This window comes from Terrabacter sp. BE26, from assembly GCF_041941675.1.
Lineage (GTDB): Bacteria > Actinomycetota > Actinomycetes > Actinomycetales > Dermatophilaceae > Terrabacter.
The window spans coordinates 1,235,821-1,254,607 of the sequence record NZ_CP090122.1 but is presented as its reverse complement, the minus strand read 5'-3'; the positions used below and the strand labels follow the sequence as shown (position 1 = coordinate 1,254,607).

The following is an 18,787-nucleotide window of genomic DNA, read 5'->3' as shown; positions in this document are numbered from 1 at the left end:
GTGAGGCCGATGCACAGCACCGCGGTGCGCAGTCGTCGGGAAGGGCGCATGGCGCGCAGTCTGGCACCTCGCGCGCGAGGCGGGTGGGCGAGTCGCTCCGGGCACTGATGGCGCCGCCCGGGAAGCGTCAGTGCCGCTTGCGGCCGACCTCGACGATGCGCCAGCCGCGCTCGCGGGCCAGCTCGCGCAGCTCGCGGTCGGGGTTGACGGCGACGGCGGTGCCGACCCGCTCCATCATCGGCAGGTCGCTGATCGAGTCGCTGTAGGCGCTGCAGCGCGCGAGGTCGTAGCCGCGCTCGGCAGCCAGCTTCTCCATCTCGACGACCTTGCCCGCGCCGTAGCAGAACTCGCCGGCGAGGTGCCCCGTGTAGCGGCCCTCGTCGTCGAGCTCGCTGCGGGTGGCCACGGCGCCCTCGAGCCCGAGAGCCGTCGCGATGCGGCTCACGAGCTCGATGGGGGAGGCCGACACGACGATCCGGTCGTGCCCGAAGGAACGCGCCTCGGAGAGCAGCCCCATCGAGGCGGGGATGGCCTTGCGGACGATGCCCGGCACGATCGCGTCGGTCAGGTGGATGATGTCCGACTGCCGGATACCGGCGACGGCCCGGAGGATGCGCTCACGCAGGGCCTCCGAGCCCTCGTCGGTGGAGCCCTTGCGGTGGAAGGCGACCGCGTTGACGGTGTCCTTGACGAGGTCCTTCCACGGCACGTGGCCGCTGCGGAAGGCGGCGACGGCGAGCGGGTAGTTCGCCGAGCCGCGGATCAGCGTCCGGTCCAGGTCGAAGAAGGCCGCCGTCGGCGCGGTCGACATCGGGCTCATCCCAGGTTGGCGACGAGCGGCAGCGCGGGGCGCCGCGGCGGCACCGGGGCGTTGACGGCCTTGGCCGCCTGCTTGGGCAGCGGCTTGGGCCGGTTGGGCAGCGCAAGGCGGAAGACCTTGGCCCAGGCCTCGTAGACCTGCTTGGGCAGCGGGCCGGTCGTGTAGGGCAGGCCGTAGCGCTGGCAGATCTCGCGCACCTCGACCGCGACCTCGTGGTAGCGGTTGCTCGGCAGGTCGGGGAAGCAGTGGTGCTCGATCTGGTGGCTGAGGTTGCCGGTCATCAGGTGCATGAGCTTGCTGCCCGAGATGTTGGCCGAGCCGAGCATCTGGCGGATGTACCAGTCGCCGCGGGTCTCGCCCTCGATCTCCTCCTCGGTGAAGACGTCGACGCCGTCAGGGAAGTGGCCGCAGAAGATGACCGAGTGCGCCCAGACGTTGCGGATCGCGTTGGCGGTGAAGGTGCCCAGCAGGGCCTGCTTGCCCGAGCCGAAGGGCACGGCGGCGATGGGCGTCGCAACGTAGTCCTTCGAGAACTGGCGCAGCACCTTGCGGCCCACGGCCTTGAGGTCCTTCTTCAGGTCCTCCTTGGACTTCTCGCCCTCCTTGACGGCCTCGAGCTCGAGGTCGTAGATGGCGATGCCCCACTCGAAGAACGGCGCCAGGACCATGTTGATGGCCGGGTTGAGGATGTTGAACGGACGCCACGGCTGCTCCTCGGCCATGCGCAGGGTCGAGTACCCCACGTCCTTGTCCTTGCCCAGGACGTTGGTCCACGTGTGGTGCAGGTCGTTGTGGGTGTGCTTCCAGGCCGCCGCGGGCGTGACGAAGTCCCACTCCCAGGTGGTGGAGTGGATGTCGGGGTCGCGCATCCAGTCCCACTGGCCGTGCAGGACGTTGTGGCCGATCTCCATGTTCTCGAGGATCTTGGCGATCGAGAGCATCGCGGTGCCGGCGACGAACGCCGTCTTCTTCCGCGACAGCAGGAGCGTGGCGCGGCCGGCGACCTCGAGGGTGCGCTGGACGCGGATGACGCGGCGGATGTAGGCCGCGTCCTTGGCGCCGCGCGTGGCGATGATGCGGTCGCGGATCGCGTCCAGCTCCTGGCCGAGGCGCTCGACGTCGGCGTCGGACAGGTGTGCCGCGGCGCTCGGGCGCTTCAGGGGGCCGCCCGACGCTGCGAGGACCGGCTTCCTGGGCTGGGTCGTCGTGGCGGGACCTCCGACGACGCCGGTGGGCGTCGCGGTGGGTCGGTTCGTGGTGGCGGTCATTCGGTGTTTCCCTTCCTAGATGTCCAGATGGACAGGTCCGGCGGCCGAGTTGATGCAGGTCTGGATGAGCTCGCCCTCGTCGCCGTGCACCTCACCGGTGCGCAGGTCGCGGACCTTGCCGGCGACGAGCGGGACGAGGCAGCTGCGGCAGATGCCCATGCGGCAGCCGCTGGGCATGACCACGCCGCACTCCTCGCCGGCCTCGAGGAGGGGGATGTCGCCGCCCACCTCCACTTCCTTGTCGGACTTCTCGAACGTGAGCAGCCCGCCCTCGCCGCCGGCTCCCTCGAGCAGGACGGGGGCGAAGCGCTCGATGGTGAGGGTGGAGCCGCTCGTGGCGCCGTCAGCGGCTGCGTCGTCGGTCGCAGCACCCTGGCGCTCCCACAGCGCGGTGGCGGCGTCGAGGAAGTCGGTGGGACCGCACGCGTATGCGGCCCGCTGGCGCCAGTCGGGGCAGAGCGTCTCGAGGTCGGTGGGGTCCGTGAGGTCGAGGCGGCGTCCGCCCTCCTCGCGGGTGAACCAGTGGCGGACCGTGAGGCCCGGGAACTGGTCGGCCAGCTCGAGCAGCTCGTCGTGGAAGAGGGCGTCGTCGCGGGTGCGCGCGGAGTGGACGAGGACGACGTCGGCGTCGGGCCGGCGCGGCACGAGCGTGCGGATCATCGACATCACGGGCGTCAGGCCGCTGCCGGCCGTGAGCATGAGCAGGGGGCGCGGGTGCTCGGGGAGCACGAAGTCGCCCTGCGGGGTGTCGAGGAAGAGGATGTCGCCGACCTTGGTGCCCCGCGCGAGGGCCGTGGACACCACACCGATCGCCGTCACCGTGATGGCGGGGTCATGGCCCACGGCGGCCGAGAGGGAGTAGCTGCGCCACTGGCGCACCCCGTCGATCTCGACGCCGATGCGGGCCCACTGGCCGGCGGCGTGGGGGTTCCAGCCGCGACCGGGACGGAAGTGGATCGTCGTGGAGTCTGGGGTCTCGCGCTCGACCTTGGTGACGACGCCGCGCAGCTGCCTCGCGGACGCGAGCGGGTTGACGAGGTTCAGGAAGTCCTCGGGCTCGCGCGGGGTCGTCAGGATCGACGCCACACGCCGGAGAGCTCTGAACTGGGTCATGGTCTCCATCCTCCCGTCCGGAGGCCTCCGGAGTCTTGGGCCGCGGCGTACTCTTTGGGCCAAGAGATTGTCTCCTCACGACAAATTCCAGGAGGACGTCGTGGCGCAGGCCACATCCGACCCCCCGTGGTTGTCTTTACCAGCCGAAGTCACGACGGTGCTCCGGCCCGTCGTGGGCGACATCGTCGAGGCGATCATCGAAGGCATACCCCGGGACGTCCCCGTGTACGCGATGCCCATGGAGGGCCGCTTCGGGCAGGGCGTGCGCCAGGGCGTGACAGTGGCGCTCAACCGCTTCCTCGACCTGCCCGGCACCCGCCTGCCCGCCCTGTCCGAGGACGGCAAGTGGGTCTACGAGAGCCTCGGCCGGGGCGAGGTGCGCTCGGGCCGCAGCCTCGAGTCGCTGCTCGCCGCCTACCGCTACGGCGCCCGCGTCACGTTCCGGGCGATCTCACGCACCGTCGATGTCTCCCAGCTGTCCCCGGACGTGCTGCTCTCCCTCGGGGAGTCGCTCTTCGCGTACATCGACGAGCTCTCGGCGGCGAGCGCTCAAGGCTATGCCCAGGAGCAGTCCGAGCGAGCGGGCGAGCAGCTGCGCCTGCGCAGCGAGCTGCTCGAGATGATCCTGCGTGGCGACTCCAGCGACGGCGGCGTGGCCCGGCTCGCCGCTGCGGTGGGCTGGACCCTCCCGGAGGTCGTCGTGGTCGCCCTCGTGCCCTTCCCGCACGTGGAAGGCCTGCGGGCCGCGCTCGGCACGGACGGGCTCGTGGCGGAACGCGGCACGGACGTCGTGATCGTCTACCCCTCCGGCCGCCAGCCGGCACGCCGGCGTGAGCTGGAGCGGGCCCTGCGGGGGCGCCCCGCCATCGTCGGTCCGGCACGACCCTGGCAACAAGCGGGTGAGTCCTTGCACCTGGCCACTTCCGCGGGCGCGCACGGCGTGGGGGTGGCGGACGACGGCGGGACGGTCGCCCCCGTCTGGGTCGAGGACCACCTCGCCGAGCTCGTCGTGCAGGCCGAGCCGCTCGCCACCGCAGAGCTGGCCCGGACTCGTCTGGCACCGCTCGACGGGCTGCGGCCGGCCGTGCGCGAACGCCTCACCGAGACGCTCCTGTCGTGGCTGCGCCACCAGGGGCAGCGGGCACCGGTCGCCGAGGAGCTCTTCGTCCACCAGCAGACCGTCGGCTACCGCGTCGCCCAGCTCAAGGAGCTGTTCGGAGACGCGCTCGAGGACCCGGAGGTCAGGTTCGAGCTGGAGCTCGTCCTCCGCGCCGGCCACCGCTGACCCGCGCCGGGAGGCGGGGGAGTCGGGATGCGAAGAGGCGCCGCTCTCTGCTGAGAGCGGCGCCTCTTGGTGGGGCGACCCCGACCGGGCTCGAACCGGCGACCTCCGCCGTGACAGGGCGGCGCGCTAACCAACTGCGCTACGGGGCCTTGATGGTGGTGCGTGTGGAACTGTACTGCGTATCCCCAACGGGATTCGAACCCGTGCTGCCGCCGTGAAAGGGCGGAGTCCTAGGCCGCTAGACGATGGGGACCTGCCCGACCTATCCGTTGGGACGTCGAAACTATATGGGAGTTTCCGGTGCCGGCCAAATCGGCTCCGGGCGCCCCGAGGTCCTCGCCGATCAGCCCTTGGCCCAGGCGCGGACCTCGTCGACGGGCCACGTCGTGACGATGCGCTCGGCGGGGATGCCGAGACGCTCTGCGCGCTCGCAGCCGAGGGACTTCATGTCGAGCTGGCCGGGCGCGTGGGCGTCGGAGTCGATGGTGAAGAGGCATCCGAGGTCGCGGGCCAGCTCGATGAGCTCGTCCGGGGGGTCGCAGCGCTCGGGGCGGGAGTTGATCTCGACGGCGACGTCGTTCTCGAGGCAGGCGCGGAAGACCTTCTCGGCGTCGAACTGCGACGGCGGCCGCTTGCCGCGGCCGCCCGTGACGAGCTGGCCGGTGCAGTGGGCCAGGACGTTGGTGTGCGGGTTGCGCACGGCCGCGACCATCCGCGGCGTCATCTCGAAGGCCGGCTGGCGCAGCTTCGAGTGGATCGAGGCCGTGACCACGTCGAGCTGCTCGAGCATGTCGTCGTCCTGGTCGAGGGTGCCGTCGAGGTGGATGTCGACCTCGATGCCCTTGAGGAGGGTGAACGCGTCGCCGAGGCTCGCGTTGATCGCCTCGACCCGTGCCAGCTGGTCGGTGAGGCGCTCCCGGCTCAGGCCGTTGGCCACCGTCAGGCGTGGGGAGTGGTCGGTCAGCGCCATCCACTCCTGCCCGAGGTCGACCGCCGCGAGGACCATCTCCTCGATGGGGCTCCCGCCGTCGCTCCAGTTGGAGTGGGCGTGCAGGTCGCCGCGCAGCGCCGCGTAGAGCTCGGCACCATCGCGGGTAAGCGGCTCACCGTGCTTCTCCTCGGCGGAGACGAGGTATGCCGGCAGCACCCCACGCACGGCCTGTCCGATGATCGCGGCGCTGGAGTCGCCGATTCCCTTGAGCTGCTTGAGGGTTCCATTCTCGACGCGCTCACGGAGCTCGGCCTCGGGGACCAGGGTGATGGCGTCGATCGCCTTGCGGAACGCGTCGATCCGGTAGCTGCTCTCGCGGCCGCGCTCGAGCAGGAAGCAGATGCGGCGGAGTGCGTCGAGCGGGCTGATCGGGGCCTGTGGGGGCGTCGGCTGCTCCATGCCGAGCAGCCTAACCGTGGCCCCGGGGCGGGGTCTCGGTCAGAAGGCCGGACGAGGCCGTCACCGTTGCAGGGGTGGCAGGGTGCCTCCGCCGGGCACCTTCCCGAGCGGGCTCGGCGTCGGTGGTTCGACGCGGACGATGTCGCCGTACTGCTGGACGAGGAGCCCGGTCGACGGACCGCCGGCGACGACGACCAGCTGGTCACTGCGCCCGTCCTGGGTCACCCCGACGATCTCGACTCCCTTGCTGCGCCACAGCTCTCGCTGGTCGACGATCTCGCGCGCCACCTTCTGCTTCTGCGCGAACGGGTGGCTCCTGACGACGAACTCGACGTCCGTCGGGGCCGGCATGGCACGGGCCACGAACGACTCGAGGCCCGGGTCGTGCCGGGTGACGGCGACGGCCACGCGATCGCCCGTGCGGGTGGCGGCATAGGCCCCCGAGAAGACGTCTGGCCAGCGGGAGGCGACGGTGGAGTCGATGGCGTCGAACGCGTTGGTCTGCCGGGTCGAGAGGGTGCCGAACCAGGTCCTGATGTCGCGGGCGGAGGGCATGGAGGGGCCTACGGCGCGGCCGCCGGGGGAGGTGCCGCCCTGCACCGGTTCCGGTGCGCTCGCGCCGCTGCCGGCAGAGGAGGAGTCCTTGCCGGACCGGGCCGCGGACCCCGCCGAGACGCTGTTCGAGGACGGTCCATGGGTGGCCGCGACCCACGTGCCGCCGACCGCGCCGACGACGACGATGGCCGCTGCAGCGCCGAAGACCGTGGAACGGTGCCGCGAGGTCCGCGCCCGGCCCCGCTGGAGGGCCCGCTGGGCGAAGAGGTCGTCGCGCGGCGGCTCGAGGTCGTTCATCGTGGACAGCACCTTTCGCAGCTGCAGCTCGCCCGGCTCCGGCGCGGTGCCTGGGCCACGTCGCCCACCGGTCGTGTCGTCGTTCATGTGACCGCTCCTGCCCCGCTGAGTGGTGGTTCGGCCAGCCGGCCGCGCAGGACGGCGAGGCCGCGGGAGATGTGGCTCTTGATCGTGCCCTCGGCGACGCCGGTGCACTCGGCGATCTGGGGGACGGTGAGGTCCTCCCAGAACCGCAGGACGAGGATGGCGCGCTGCTTCTCCGGGAGGTCCTCGAGCAGGGCCGTCAGGGTCATCGCCAGCTCCCGGTCGTGCTCCACGGTGGCCGGCTCCGGGGCCTCGTCGGTGAGGACCTCGCGGCGCCGTTTGCGCTGGTCGTTGAGGAAGAGGTTCATCATCGTGCGTCTCGTGTAGGCGGTCTCGGCCCCGGCGGCGATCCGTGGCCACGCGACGTACACGCGGGCCAGCGCCTCCTGGACCAGCTCGTCGCCGTCGGCCCAGTTGCCGCAGAGCAGGTAGGCGCGGCGGCGCAGCATCGTCTGCCGCGCCTCCACGAAGCTGCGGAACGCCGCCTCGTCCCTGCGTCTCATGTGCTCCCGCCGATTCGGTCGTCAGGCTCCGAGTGTCTCGTACACCTCCATGGACACGCAGGTGCTGCGGACCGTTGCACGCCCCGCGACTTTCGTCGAGGGGCCCGCAGGCCGCGGGTGTCGGCCGTATGCCGTATGCCGTATGCCGTATGCCGTATGCCGTATGCCGTATGCCGTATGCCGTCAGGCGGCCCGGCGCGCTCAGCGCACCCGGCCGAGGGCGAGCAGGGCGAACATCAGGGCGGCGACCGTCTCGCCGTCGTCGATGCCGCCGCTGCGGACGAGGTCGAGCACCTCGGGCACGGGGATGCGCCGGACCTCGCCGATGCCCTCCTCGGCACGGGCCGCCTCGTCGTTGACGGCTGCGCACGAGAGGCCGGTGGCGAGGAAGACGACCTCCGGCGCGCGGCAGATGCCGTTGAGGGCGTTCATGCTGCCCACCTGCTGCCAGTGCTGGGCCACGAGACCGGTCTCCTCGGCGAGCTCTCGCCGGGCGGCGTCGAGCGGGTCCTCGCCGTCGGTGCCGCCGGCAGGCACCTCGAGCGAGGGGCCCACGGTGTGGCGGTCGACCGTGACGAGCACGACGTCGTCCTCGTCGGTCACGGCGACGACGAAGACCGCCGGCCGGCGCACCTCGACGACCCCGAAGATGCCGTCACTTCCGTCGGGCCGGGTGACGGCGTCCTCGTGCACGCGGATCCAGGGGTTCTCGTAGACGAGCCGCGAGCCGGTCGTGGGCCACGTCATGCCGCCGCCTCGAGGGCCAGCAGGCGCTGCTTGGCCGGCAGGCCGCCGAGGTAGCCGCCGAGCGCGCCGTCCGAGCGCACCACGCGGTGGCACGGGACGACGACCGGAAGAGGGTTGGTCGCGCAGGCCGAGCCGACGGCGCGCACGGCCCGCGGGCTCCCGGCCGCGGCCGCGACCTGCGCGTAGCTCTCGGTCGACCCGTACGGGATCTCCTCGAGGTGGCGCAGGACGGCGAGCCGGAAGCCTCGTGCGAGCCGGAGGTCGAGCGCGACGTCGAAACGGTGCCGGCGGCCGGCGAAGTAGTCGTCGAGCTCCCGGGCGAGCAGGTCGAGGCGGTCGCCGCCGCGCAGGATGCGCGAGCTGATGGACGTGCCGAGCCGCTCGAGGACCCGGTCGTGGTCCTCGCTCTCGAAGGCGACGCGGACGAGCCCTGCCGGTGTCGCTGCCAGGAGCAGGGAGCCGACGGGCGAGTCGACGGTGCGGTAGGTGACGTCGAGCGCATCCTCGTCTGCCGCGCGTCGCACGAGCTCGGCGTGCAGCTCGGCGAGCCGTGCGTCGTCGCTGGCGGTCGCGGGGCCGAGGAGCTGGGTCAGGTTGTCAGACATGGGTGCTCACCCTTCCTTGGGGTGCGTAGGTTGATCGGAGCCGGGCGATGCCGTCGGCGGCGGCCCGCCGTGCGGCCTCTGGGGTGCCACCGACGATGCGGGCGACCTCGGGATGGGGCAGCCCGGCCACGTGGTGGTAGGCGACGCACAGGCGCTGCTTCTTCGGGAGCATCGCCAGGCACGTCCACAGGGCGGCGTCGGCGAGAGCCTCCTCCGGCTGGTCGGCCCGGGGTGCAGCAACGTCGGGCAGGTCGGCCACCGGCACGGCCTGGCGGCCGCCGGAGCGCACGATGTCCAGGGCCTTCCGGTGCGCGATGGTGACGAGCCATGCCCGCACGTTCGCGTCGTCCGGCAGCTGCGGCCAGGCGCGCAGCGCCGACAGGAAGGTCTCCGACCAGGCGTCGTCGGCGTCCGTCGGGCCGAGTACGGCGCGGCAGACGCGCAGCACCACGGCCCCGTGCTCGGTGACGGCCTGCTCGAACGGTCGCTTCATGCCCTGTAGACGCTCCGGCCTCGGGAAGTGTGAGGTCACCAGTCTGGCGGACGGGTCCACACCCGCAGGCTCGAGCGGAGTGAACGTCAGAAGAGGCGGCCTGAGTCGTCGGCCGACGGTTCCTCGAGCGCAAGGAGGAAGCGCTTGCGGTCGAGGCCACCGGCATACCCCACGAGGGAGCCGTCGGAGCCGATGACGCGGTGGCACGGCACGATGACGGCGATGGGGTTGCGGCCGTTGGCCGTCCCGACCGCCTGGGCGTAGTTGCGGTCGCCGAGGGCGACGGCGAGCTGGCCGTAGCTGCGCGTCTCGCCGTAGGGGATCTCGCGCAGCAGCGCCCACACGCGCTGGTGGAAGTCGTCGCCCCGCGGCGCGAGCGGCAGGTCGAACACCGTCAGCGCGCCGGCGAAGTAGGCGTCGAGCTGGCGGGCGGCGGAGGCGAAGGGCTCGTCGGCCCGGTCACCGACGTCGCCGAAGACGTCGGGGGCGTCGGGCCGGTACTTGGCCGCGTCCATGAGCACGTGCGTGATGGCGCCCTCGTGCGCCACCACGGTCAGGTCGCCGATCGGTGAGGGCACCAGCACGTGCGCCGGGCTCATCCCTTGCCGTCACCTCGTGCGGCGCCGTGCCGGGCGACGATGTCGTCGTGGGTGGGGATGGGGAACTCGGCGACGTAGTCGCCGTAGGCGCGCGGGTCCTCGGAGGGCTCGAGGTGGCAGGTCAGGGCGATGTCGCCGAAGTCGCGGCGCACGGCCTCCTCGACCTCCTCGACGAGGTCGTGCCCCTGCTGCACCGTCCACGCGCCCGGGACGAGCACGTGCACCTCCGCGAACCGGTGGTGCCCCGAGAGGCGAGTGCGCAGGGCGTGGAAGTGGACCTCACGGGTCACGAAGCCGGAGAGGATCTCGGCGATGGCGCGGTTGTCCTCCTTGGGCATCGAGATGTCCATGAGGCCCTCGGTGGACTCGCGGATCAGGCGCCACCCGGTCCAGACGATGTTGGCACCGACGAGGAAGGCGATGATCGGGTCGAGCCGCTCGACGTGGGTCAGGCCCACGAGCAGGACGCCGACCACGACGCCCGCGGAGGTCCACACGTCGGTCATCAGGTGCTTGCCGTCGGCCGTGAGCGTCAGGGACCGGTGCCGTCGACCGGCGCGGAGCAGCACCACCGCGACGGCGCCGTTGACCGCGGAGGCGACCACCGAGATCGCCAGGCCGATGCCGACGTTCTCGATGGGCCGCGGGTTGAGGAAGCGGTCGACCGCGGTGTACATGATCACGAGGGCGGCGACGAAGATCATCATCCCCTCGATGGCCGCCGAGAAGTACTCGGCCTTGGTGTGGCCGAAGTGGTGGTTCTTGTCGGCCGGCATCGCAGCCACCTTCAGCGCGATGAGCACGGCCACGGCGGCGACGAGGTTGACGACCGACTCGGCCGCGTCCGAGAGCAGGCCCACCGACCCGGTGATGCGCCAGGCGAGGAACTTGAGAGTGATCGTGACGACTGCCGCGGCGATCGACAGGTAGGCGAACCGGCTCAGGTCGCGCGTCTGCTGAGAGCGGGGTGGACGTGCAGGCTCGGTGAAGGGAGAAGGGATCGCTGACACCACCCGATTGTCTCAAAGAGCGCCGACAGCAGGGACCGTGACCCGCGGACCGCGAGGTCGGCCGCCTGTTGGCGATCCGGATCGAGCGGGTAGGAGGTGAGGCATCCGATCGTTACGAAAGGAGCCCCGAAATGGGTATCGAGGACAAGGCCAAGAACACGGGTGAAGACCTGAAGGGTCGGGCCAAGGAAGCCGCCGGAAAGGTCACCGACAACGAGCGACTCGAGGCCGAGGGCGAGCGTGACCAGGCCTCGGCTGACCTCAAGCAGCGGGGCGAGCAGCTCAAGGACGCGGGCAAGGACGTCAAGGACGCCTTCGACCGCTGACCTTCCGGAGTGGGGTGGGCCGGTCCTCTCGGGGGCCGGCCCACTGCTCTGTCCGGTCGGCTGCAGCGCGCGCTCGCTCCAGCCGGACGACATCAAGCTGCGCCTGCTGGCCCACTGGGGCACGAGCCCCGGCGGTCCGGCTCAGGTGGTGACGTTCTCGAGGACCACGGCGAGCCCCTGGCCGACGCCGATGCAGATGCAGGCGAGGCCCCATCGCTCGCCGGAGCGCTGCAGGCTGCGAGCGAGGGTGCCCAGGATGCGGCCGCCGGACGCACCGAGCGGGTGCCCGATGGCGATGGCACCGCCGTGCCGGTTGACGATCTCGGGGTCGACGCCCCACGCGTCGATGCACGCCAGCGACTGCGCCGCGAAGGCCTCGTTGAGCTCGACGGCCGACACGTCGGCCCAGGTGATGCCGGCGCGTGCCAGTGCCCGGTCCGCCGCCTCCACCGGGGCGAAGCCGAAGTACTGGGGGTCGAGGGCGCTCGCACCCCGCCCGGCGATGCGCGCGACCGGGTCGAGACCGAGCCGCTCGCAGGCGGCCGCGCTGCCGACCAGGACCGCTGACGCGCCGTCGTTGAGGGGCGAGGCGTTGCCGGCCGTCACGGTGCCGCCCTCCTTGCGGAACGACGTCTTCAGCCCGGCGAGACGCTCGACGGTGGTGTCGGGGCGGATCGACTCGTCCCGCCTGAGGTCGACGCCGGGCACCGGCACGACCAGGTCGTCGTAGAAGCCCTCGCTCCACGCGGCGTCGGCCAGCCGGTGCGAGCGCGCCGCGAACCCGTCCTGGCGGTCGCGGGTCACGCCGTGCTTCTCACGCAGCAGCTCGGTGGCCTCGCCCAAGGAGACCGTCCACTCCGAGGGCATGCGCGGGTTGACCAGACGCCACCCGAGCGTCGTCGACGACAGCTCGAGGTTGCCGGCGGGATAGGGCTTCTCGGTCTTGGGCATGACCCACGGGGCACGGGTCATCGACTCGACGCCGCCGACGAGGACGACGTCGGCGTCGCCCGTCTCGACCTGACGCGAGGCGATGATCGCGGCGTCGAGGCTCGAGCCGCAGAGCCGGTTGACCGTCGTGCCGGGGACGCTCGTCGGGAGGCCCGCGAGCAGGGTCGCCATCCGGGCGACGTTGCGGTTCTCCTCACCGGCGCCGTTCGCGTTTCCGAAGACCACCTCGTCGAGCGCCCCCGGGTCGGTGCGCAGGCCGGGGGAGCGGTCGACGACGGCGCGGACGACCAGCGCCGCGAGGTCGTCCGGTCGCGTGGCCGCGAGGGATCCGCCGAAGCGGCCGAAGGGGGTGCGGACGGCGTCGTAGACGAACGCGTCGATCACGGTGGTGACTCCCTCGAAGGGGTGGGACGGCATACGGCCCCGCGAGTCTACGTGCGCTGTGGTGGACCGGTTGTCGAACGGTTCCCCGATGTGGGTCGAGTGAGGAGCTGACGTTGCCGGGCCGTGGTGTGCGTCTCCATAACGTTCTTCTCATAGCAAGAACGCCTAAACCACCCAGGCAGCCGAGCGGCTGCACAACACAGCTTGGAGCAGCCAGATGAACCGCAAGATCCTCGTCCCCCTCGCCACCCTCCTCGCCGCCGGCAGCATCGCCGTGGGCTCGGGTGCGACCTTCAGCTCGACCACGGGCAACACGATCTCCGCCGTCACCGCCGGCACCCTGACCCAGAGCAACTCCAAGGACGGCCAGGCCATCTTCAACCTGACCAACATGAAGCCGGGCGACGTCCTCAACGGCTCGCTGACGCTGACCAACACCGGCACGCTGCCGGCCCTCTTCTCGCTGACCGAGGTCTCCTCGACCAACGGCTTCTCGGCCTCGAACCTGACGCTCGACATCAAGGACACGACCGCCAACGCGACCGTCTTCAGCGGCACCTTCGGCGCGCTCGTCGACAACGCCAAGAACGACCTCGGCACGTGGGCGCCCGGCCAGGCGCACGTCTTCACCTTCACCGTCAAGCTCAGCGCCGACGCGACCAACACCGAGCAGGGCAAGTCCGCGAGCGCCGTCTACGCCTGGAGCTCGGTCCAGGACACGGCCGCCACGGTCAACCAGTGAGCTGACCCCGCAAGGGGTTCAGAGGGCCTGGGAGGGGCCCGAACCAGACCGGGAGGGGCTTTTGGGGAGCCCCTCCCGGCATCACACCCAACGACACCGAACCACCACCTCTGATCGAGGAGCCCACCATGACAAGGCAGCCCACCGAACGCGCCAGCATCGCACGCCGCCTGTCCCGGTGGTCGGTCAACCTCGTGGTGTTCGTCGTCATCGCCGCGTGCGCCGCCTGGCTGCTGCCGAGCCTGCTGGGCTACACCCGCTACGTCATCACCGGGGGGTCGATGACGGGGACGTACGACAAGGGCTCCATCGTCCTCGAGAAGCCCGTGCCCGTGAGCGGGCTGAAGGTCGGAGACGTCATCACGTACCTGCCGCCCGCCGACTCCGGGGTCTCCAACCTCGTCACGCACCGCATCCTGGAGATGAAGCCGGCTGCCGGTGGCGGCACGCTCTTCACCACGAAGGGGGACGCGAACCCCAAGCCGGACCCGTGGCACTTCACACTCGTGTCGCAGGAACAGCCCGTCGTGCAGCTGGGCGTGCCCCACGCCGGCTGGGTGCTCATCGCCCTGGCCGACCGCAACACCCGGATGATGGTCATCGGCGGCCCGGCCGTCCTCATCGCCCTCGTCGCCCTCGGCCAGCTCGTGGGAGCCGCTCGGCCACCCAAGCGCCGGGGCACGGCCGCCGCAGACGGCGCCGGTCCCGGCCCCGTCAGCGGCTGAGCTCCCCACCGCCTTCGCAACAGCGGCTCCCGCTCAGGTCGACCGGGAGCCGCCGCCTGTCTCCCCGGTGGTCGCCAAGCTCGCCGACCTGTTACCGACGCGTGGGACGCAGGGCCCCCGCTGTTGCCTTCCCGTGGGGTGCCGCGCCCTAGCGTTGAACCTGTCCGCACCCGCCCGGAGGAGAACAGCATGTCCCGCCGCCCCGTCGCACCGCTGGCCCTCGCGGCCGTCGTCGTGCTCGGAGTGCTCGGCGTGGTCACGGGCCTCCTCTCGCCGGCGGTCGCCTTCAGTGGCGCCACCTTCAGCAGCACGACCTCCAACGCCGCGAGCACCGTTGTGGCGGCGTCCGACTGGACGCCGCCGACGGTCTCCGTGACCACCCTCGGCTCACCGGTCAAGGGCGCCGTCACCGTGAACGCGAACGCGACCGACGCCGACAGCGGCGTCGCGTCGGTCACCATCCAGCTCTTCGCCCCCGACGGGTCGTCCTGGGTCACGCTGTGCACCCCGATGGCGGCCCCGTACTCGTGCACCTGGAACACCACGGGCGGCGTCGACGGCACCTACGTCCTCCGCGCGACCGCCACCGACAGGGCCGGCTACACGACGACCTCCTCCACCGTGCAGACGACGGTCGCCAACAACCTCCTGGTGGTCCTGGGCGACCCGGGCGACCTGGTCAGGGGGACGGTGCCGCTGACGGCGACGCTGTACAACGCCGGCACCGTCACCTACTCGGTCGCGATCCAATACGCCGTCAGCGGCGCGAACACGTGGAAGACGCTGTGCACGACCACGACCTCGCCGTATGCGTGCAGCTGGAACACGACGGGCACCGGCTACACGCAGGGCGAGTCCTACGACCTGCGTGCCGTGGCCACCGCGGGCAGCGCGACCTCGACGTCAGCACTGGTGTCCGGCGTCCTCGTCGACAACGTCGCCCCGACGGTCACCATGCAGGACCCCGGCACCCCGCTGCGGGGCACGGTGACCCTCGCGGCGACCGCGAGCGATGCGGACTCCGGCGTGTCGCAGGTCCTCGTCCAGTACCAGCAGTCCGGGACCTCCTCCTGGACGACGGCGTGCACCCTGGTCGTCGACCCGTTCAGCTGCCGCTACGACACGACGAAGCTTCCCGACGGCACGTACGCCTTCCGGGCCGTCGCGACGGACGCCGTCGGCAACGCCACGACGTCGGCCGCCCTCGGCAGCCGTTCGGTCGACAACACGGTCTCCTCCGTCTCGATGGAGGACCCGGGCGCGCACCTCAACGGCACGGCCGCGCTCACGGCGACGGCGAGCTCGACGGCCGGCGTCGTGTCCGTGCGGATCGACTCCGCGCCGAGCGGCACCACCACCTGGACCGCCGTCTGCACCGACACGACGTCGCCGTATGCGTGCAGCTGGGACACCACGAAGGTGGCCGACGGCCTCTACGACCTCCGGGCGGTGCTCGTGGACGGCAAGGGCAGCACGACGACCTCGGCCACGGTCAGCGCCAGGCGCGTCGACAACAGCCCGGTGCGCGGCTACGACGTGCAGACCGTGTCCGGTGGTGCCACCGTCGGCAGGGCGGACTCGGGTGACGTCCTGAGGCTGACCTACACCCAGCAGGTCTCCCTGACCACGATCTCCCCCGGTTGGACCGGGGCAAGCCTCCAGGTGACGCTCCGCCTGCGTGACGGCAACCTGCTCGGGCTCGGAAACACCGGCGACACCCTCGACGTCCTGCGCGGCGGGGCCACCGTCAACCTCGGCGCGGTCAACCTCAAGCAGGACTACATCAAGTCCAACAAGACGGCCCAGTTCAACGCGACGATGGTCGCCTCGACGACGACCGTGAACGGCGTGACGGCCACCGTGGTCACCATCACGCTCGGGAGCACGACGAACGCCAACGTCCTGCGCACGTCGTCCACCGCCTCGACCATGGTGTGGACGCCGGCGGCCGCGGCCACCGACCTCAAGGGCATGCCCAGCTCGACGGCGCCGACCTCCGAGCTTGGCGCACTCGACAGGGAGTTCTGATGGCCGGGACCGACGTGCGCCTCCTCGGGCGCCAACGGCATACGCCGTGTTCGCGGGTCGCGGCAGTGCTGACCGTCGCGCTCGCCGCGACGGTCGGTGCTGTGCACCCGACCGGCGCTGTGACTCCCTGGGTGGGTGTGCTGGTCGGCGCCGTCGTGATCGCAGGGGCGCTCGCCGGCGCGAAGCTGTGGCGAGACAACTGCTTCGAGTCGCGCCTGGTCGTCGTGGTGCTCGCGCTCAGCACCGCGACGTGCCAGACGCTGGCCTCGACCGTCGGCGCGCCCGGCGGCCACGCGGCCCACTGGCGCGCGACCGCCGTGCTCGTCGTGGCTCTCGCAGTGGCGATCCCGCTCCTCCTAATCGGCGACACCCGCCTGCGCGCCCGGCCCCGGAAGGGGGAGCCGCCCTATGCTCTCTGAGGTGATGCACCAGATCCTCGTGGTGGAGGACGACGACGGAATCGCCCTGCCCCTGCTCCGCACCCTCGACCGCGAGGGCTATGCGGTCGAGCGGGTCGCGACGGGCGCTGCGGGACTGGAGCGGGCCGCCCGCGGGGACGTCGACCTCGTCGTGCTGGACCTGGGCCTTCCCGACATCGACGGCCTCGAGGTGTGCCGGCAGCTGCGGACCGACGGCTACGACAACGGCATCCTCATCCTGACGGCCCGCGGTGGTGAGCTCGACCGCGTCGTCGGGCTGGACGTGGGCGCCGACGACTACCTCAGCAAGCCGTTCGGACTCGCCGAGTTCCTGGCGCGGGCACGCGCGCTGCTGCGTCGGACGACCCGCCGGGGCGGCGCTGCCGTTGCACCGGCCGAGTCCCCGAACCCGGGCCTGCGGGTGGACCCGCGGGCCCGGCGGGTGTGGGTGGACGAGGACGAGGTGGCGCTCACCTCCAAGGAGTTCGACCTGCTCGCCCTGCTCGACTCCGAGCGGGGGCAGGTGCTCTCCCGTGAGCGCCTGATGGATGAGGTCTGGGACGAGAACTGGTTCGGCTCCACGAAGACGCTCGACGTCACGATGGGCCGGCTGCGCCAGAAGCTCGACGACAGCCGGGCTCCGGCCCGGATCGTCACGGTGCGCGGCGTCGGTTTCCGGTTGGAAGCCGGGTGAGCTCGTGCGGGAACGCCTGATAGCGGCGTTCGTCGGACTCACGGTCGTGGTGGTGGGCCTCTTCGGCGTCCCCCGCGCGTACATGGTGGCGGACATGGTCCGCGATCAGGAACAGTCCCGCGTCGACCGCGTGGCCGACCTTGCGGCACTGGTGGTGGAGCAGCGGGTCGCCGGCGGCCAGCCCGTCACCGCCGACGTCCTCGATCGCCTGACTGCTGCCGGCGAGCAGGTCGTGGTCCGGGTCGGGGGGCACAGCGTGGTGTCGACGGACTACGGGCAGGCCGCTCGCGGCGACGACCTCCGGGCGACGCGCCCGCTCGTCGGTGGCGGCACCCTCTCGGTGCGCCGCAGCGCCGCCGCCGTCAACGACAAGGTCTCGCAGGCGCTGCTTCCGGTGGTGCTGCTGGGTCTCGGTCTCGTGCTGGTGTCCGGCGCCGTCGGCCTCATCCTGGCCAGACGGCTGGCTCGGCCCTTCCAGGAGCTCGCGACCGCTGCGCACGGACTGGGCGTGGGGGAGCTGCACCCGCGCCTGCCCCGCTATCCGGTGCCCGAGGCGGAGGCCATCCGCGACGCCCTCGTCGTCAGTGGTTCTCGGATCGATCGCGCGCGAGCCCGTGACCGGGAGCTGGCCGAGCACGCCTCCCACGAGCTGCGCACGCCGCTGACGGCGCTCCGACTCGACCTCGAGGACCTGGCTCTGTGGCCCGAGACCCCGCCGGCCGTGGCCACCGAGCTGCGCCGATCCGTGGGCGACCTCGACCGGCTGGGTATCGCCATCGGCGAGCTGCTCGAGCTCTCCGCGCAGCAGCGTCGCGACAGCGAGACCGACGTCGACCTGGCGCGCCTCGTCGACGACGTGGTCCGACATGCTGCCGAGGCGGGTGGGCCGCCGGTCACCTGCGACCCGTCGGGGCCCGTCCTGGCCAAGGTCGAGCCGAGCACCCTGAGCGAGCTGCTCGAGCTCATGGTCTCCAACGCGCGGCGGGACGCCGCAGCCGTCCGGGTGGAGGTCGACGGTGGTGGTCACTACCCCGAAGTCAGGGTGGTGTCGGAGCTCCGAGGCGGCACCAGTCCCCTTGCGGCGCAGCCCGATCCCGGGTGGTCGCGCGCCTCCGCCCTGGCGATCGCGCTCGGTGCGCGGCTGACTCGCGGTTTGGCTCCCGGCGAGGCGGTGCTGTGGCTGCCGGGAGGGCGGACCCCGGCTCTCGGGACGCCGAGTTCGTCCCGGTCTGGCCCATCGGGCGCGGGACCTAGGTGGTTGAGCGCTCGAGGAGGCTCTTGAGGCGCTGGAGGTCCTTACCGTTGGCGCGTCGCATGGCTCGGACAATGACTGGTGCCGCGACGTGGCCGAAGCCTGACGGTTCTCCCTGGTTGCGCAGCGTCATACGCGTGCCACCGTCCGCCGTGTCGGACCAGATGTAGGTCGTCTCCATCGGGAACGGCCCGTCAGCGGTACTCATCACGAACCGCTCGCCGTCCCGCAGTTCTCGGACCTCGTAGGTGTACGCGATACGCCGTCCCAAGAAGTGGGCAACGAACGCCATGCGCGACCCGACAGCCACGGGTGGGGGAGTCTCCAGGACCACGGAGCTGATGTTCACGTACCAGCGAGGAGCGTTCTCAGGATTGCTCGCGAAAGCAGCGACCTGATCCCGATCGGCGTCGATGTCGATGGAGGTCACCACGTCCACGGCCACCGCAGAAGGCTACTCCCAGCGGATGAGCGAACGCGTGAGCGCCCGCGTCATG

21 protein-coding genes and 2 tRNA genes are annotated in these 18,787 nt (G+C 71.5%); 8 read left to right on the top strand and 15 right to left on the bottom strand.

All coding sequences use genetic code 11. The annotated features are described in order from the left end of the window. Positions 1–127: 127 nt before the first annotated feature. The 3 genes from LQK93_RS05955 to LQK93_RS05945 are packed head-to-tail and all read right to left on the bottom strand — an operon-like array spanning position 128 to position 3,201. Positions 128–811 (bottom strand): HAD family hydrolase, encoded by a 684-nt coding sequence (locus LQK93_RS05955; RefSeq protein ID WP_374970629.1) that lies wholly within the window; start codon positions 809–811, stop codon positions 128–130. Positions 812–816: 5 nt separating this feature from the next. After that, the gene (locus LQK93_RS05950; protein ID WP_374970628.1) at positions 817–2,088 is read right to left on the bottom strand and encodes a fatty acid desaturase family protein; all 1,272 of its coding nucleotides are present in this window, start codon (positions 2,086–2,088) and stop codon (positions 817–819) included. Between the two features lie 15 nt (positions 2,089–2,103). Further along, positions 2,104–3,201, bottom strand: coding sequence for a ferredoxin reductase (locus LQK93_RS05945; protein ID WP_374970627.1), 1,098 nt, complete (start codon positions 3,199–3,201; stop codon positions 2,104–2,106). A gap of 100 nt (positions 3,202–3,301) precedes the next feature. On the opposite strand from LQK93_RS05945, the gene LQK93_RS05940 reads away from it, so the two are divergent. Beyond that, positions 3,302–4,486, top strand: a complete 1,185-nt coding sequence (locus LQK93_RS05940; protein ID WP_374970626.1) for a PucR family transcriptional regulator — start codon at positions 3,302–3,304, stop codon at positions 4,484–4,486. A gap of 75 nt (positions 4,487–4,561) precedes the next feature. Here LQK93_RS05940 and LQK93_RS05935 read toward each other — a convergent pair. The 10 genes from LQK93_RS05935 to LQK93_RS05890 all read right to left on the bottom strand — a co-directional run bounded on the left by LQK93_RS05935 (position 4,562) and on the right by LQK93_RS05890 (position 10,772). Then, positions 4,562–4,635: transfer RNA gene (locus LQK93_RS05935), tRNA-Asp, on the bottom strand. A gap of 31 nt (positions 4,636–4,666) precedes the next feature. Continuing rightward, positions 4,667–4,739 (bottom strand) — tRNA-Glu (locus tag LQK93_RS05930). Between the two features lie 90 nt (positions 4,740–4,829). Beyond that, positions 4,830–5,876, bottom strand: coding sequence for a PHP domain-containing protein (locus LQK93_RS05925; RefSeq protein WP_374970625.1), 1,047 nt, complete (start codon positions 5,874–5,876; stop codon positions 4,830–4,832). A 60-nt stretch (positions 5,877–5,936) separates the two neighbouring features. Then, positions 5,937–6,815 carry a hypothetical protein gene (locus LQK93_RS05920; RefSeq protein ID WP_374970624.1) on the bottom strand — a complete coding sequence of 293 codons (879 nt, stop codon included), beginning with the start codon at positions 6,813–6,815 and terminating at the stop codon, positions 5,937–5,939. Beyond that, the gene (locus LQK93_RS05915; protein WP_374970623.1) at positions 6,812–7,315 is read right to left on the bottom strand and encodes a SigE family RNA polymerase sigma factor; all 504 of its coding nucleotides are present in this window, start codon (positions 7,313–7,315) and stop codon (positions 6,812–6,814) included. The genes LQK93_RS05920 and LQK93_RS05915 overlap by 4 nt, the downstream gene beginning before the upstream one ends. Before the next feature lie 201 nt (positions 7,316–7,516). Continuing rightward, a complete protein-coding gene (locus LQK93_RS05910) occupies positions 7,517–8,062 on the bottom strand; it encodes an NUDIX domain-containing protein (RefSeq protein ID WP_374970622.1) in 546 nt (181 codons plus the stop codon). Next, positions 8,059–8,667: a methylated-DNA--[protein]-cysteine S-methyltransferase gene (locus tag LQK93_RS05905; protein ID WP_374970621.1), complete on the bottom strand. Its 609-nt coding sequence runs from the start codon at positions 8,665–8,667 to the stop codon at positions 8,059–8,061. Before LQK93_RS05905 ends, LQK93_RS05910 begins: the two co-directional genes overlap by 4 nt. Further along, a complete protein-coding gene (locus LQK93_RS05900) occupies positions 8,660–9,160 on the bottom strand; it encodes an RNA polymerase sigma factor (RefSeq protein WP_374970620.1) in 501 nt (166 codons plus the stop codon). Before LQK93_RS05900 ends, LQK93_RS05905 begins: the two co-directional genes overlap by 8 nt. A gap of 86 nt (positions 9,161–9,246) precedes the next feature. Continuing rightward, complete coding sequence (locus tag LQK93_RS05895; protein WP_374970619.1) at positions 9,247–9,759, bottom strand: methylated-DNA--[protein]-cysteine S-methyltransferase; 513 nt, start codon at positions 9,757–9,759, stop codon at positions 9,247–9,249. After that, positions 9,756–10,772, bottom strand: coding sequence for a cation diffusion facilitator family transporter (locus LQK93_RS05890; RefSeq protein ID WP_374970618.1), 1,017 nt, complete (start codon positions 10,770–10,772; stop codon positions 9,756–9,758). Before LQK93_RS05890 ends, LQK93_RS05895 begins: the two co-directional genes overlap by 4 nt. Positions 10,773–10,900: 128 nt before the next feature. Between LQK93_RS05890 and LQK93_RS05885 the strand changes: the two genes are divergently transcribed. Continuing rightward, positions 10,901–11,095 (top strand): CsbD family protein, encoded by a 195-nt coding sequence (locus LQK93_RS05885; RefSeq protein ID WP_374970617.1) that lies wholly within the window; start codon positions 10,901–10,903, stop codon positions 11,093–11,095. A 141-nt stretch (positions 11,096–11,236) separates the two neighbouring features. Here LQK93_RS05885 and LQK93_RS05880 read toward each other — a convergent pair whose 3' ends face one another. Further along, on the bottom strand, positions 11,237–12,430 hold the full coding sequence (locus LQK93_RS05880) for a thiolase family protein (RefSeq protein WP_374971456.1): 1,194 nt from the start codon (positions 12,428–12,430) through the stop codon (positions 11,237–11,239). A gap of 217 nt (positions 12,431–12,647) precedes the next feature. Here LQK93_RS05880 and LQK93_RS05875 point away from each other — a divergent pair, with 217 nt between their 5' ends. The 6 genes from LQK93_RS05875 to LQK93_RS05850 all read left to right on the top strand — a co-directional run bounded on the left by LQK93_RS05875 (position 12,648) and on the right by LQK93_RS05850 (position 18,320). Then, positions 12,648–13,172: a TasA family protein gene (locus LQK93_RS05875; protein ID WP_374970616.1), complete on the top strand. Its 525-nt coding sequence runs from the start codon at positions 12,648–12,650 to the stop codon at positions 13,170–13,172. A 128-nt stretch (positions 13,173–13,300) separates the two neighbouring features. Next, the gene (locus tag LQK93_RS05870) at positions 13,301–13,897 is read left to right on the top strand and encodes a signal peptidase I (protein WP_374970615.1); all 597 of its coding nucleotides are present in this window, start codon (positions 13,301–13,303) and stop codon (positions 13,895–13,897) included. Positions 13,898–14,086: 189 nt separating this feature from the next. Next, on the top strand, positions 14,087–15,925 hold the full coding sequence (locus LQK93_RS05865) for an Ig-like domain-containing protein (RefSeq protein ID WP_374970614.1): 1,839 nt from the start codon (positions 14,087–14,089) through the stop codon (positions 15,923–15,925). Further along, complete coding sequence (locus LQK93_RS05860) at positions 15,925–16,344, top strand: hypothetical protein (RefSeq protein WP_374970613.1); 420 nt, start codon at positions 15,925–15,927, stop codon at positions 16,342–16,344. Before LQK93_RS05865 ends, LQK93_RS05860 begins: the two co-directional genes overlap by 1 nt. Positions 16,345–16,348: 4 nt before the next feature. Beyond that, positions 16,349–17,038 (top strand): response regulator transcription factor, encoded by a 690-nt coding sequence (locus LQK93_RS05855; protein WP_374971455.1) that lies wholly within the window; start codon positions 16,349–16,351, stop codon positions 17,036–17,038. A 4-nt stretch (positions 17,039–17,042) separates the two neighbouring features. After that, positions 17,043–18,320, top strand: a complete 1,278-nt coding sequence (locus LQK93_RS05850; RefSeq protein ID WP_374970612.1) for a histidine kinase dimerization/phospho-acceptor domain-containing protein — start codon at positions 17,043–17,045, stop codon at positions 18,318–18,320. On the opposite strand, the gene LQK93_RS05845 is transcribed toward LQK93_RS05850, so the two are convergent. Beyond that, positions 18,289–18,735, bottom strand: a complete 447-nt coding sequence (locus tag LQK93_RS05845) for an SRPBCC family protein (protein ID WP_374970611.1) — start codon at positions 18,733–18,735, stop codon at positions 18,289–18,291. The two genes, LQK93_RS05850 and LQK93_RS05845, sit on opposite strands and share 32 nt — an antisense overlap. Positions 18,736–18,787 lie beyond the last annotated feature (52 nt).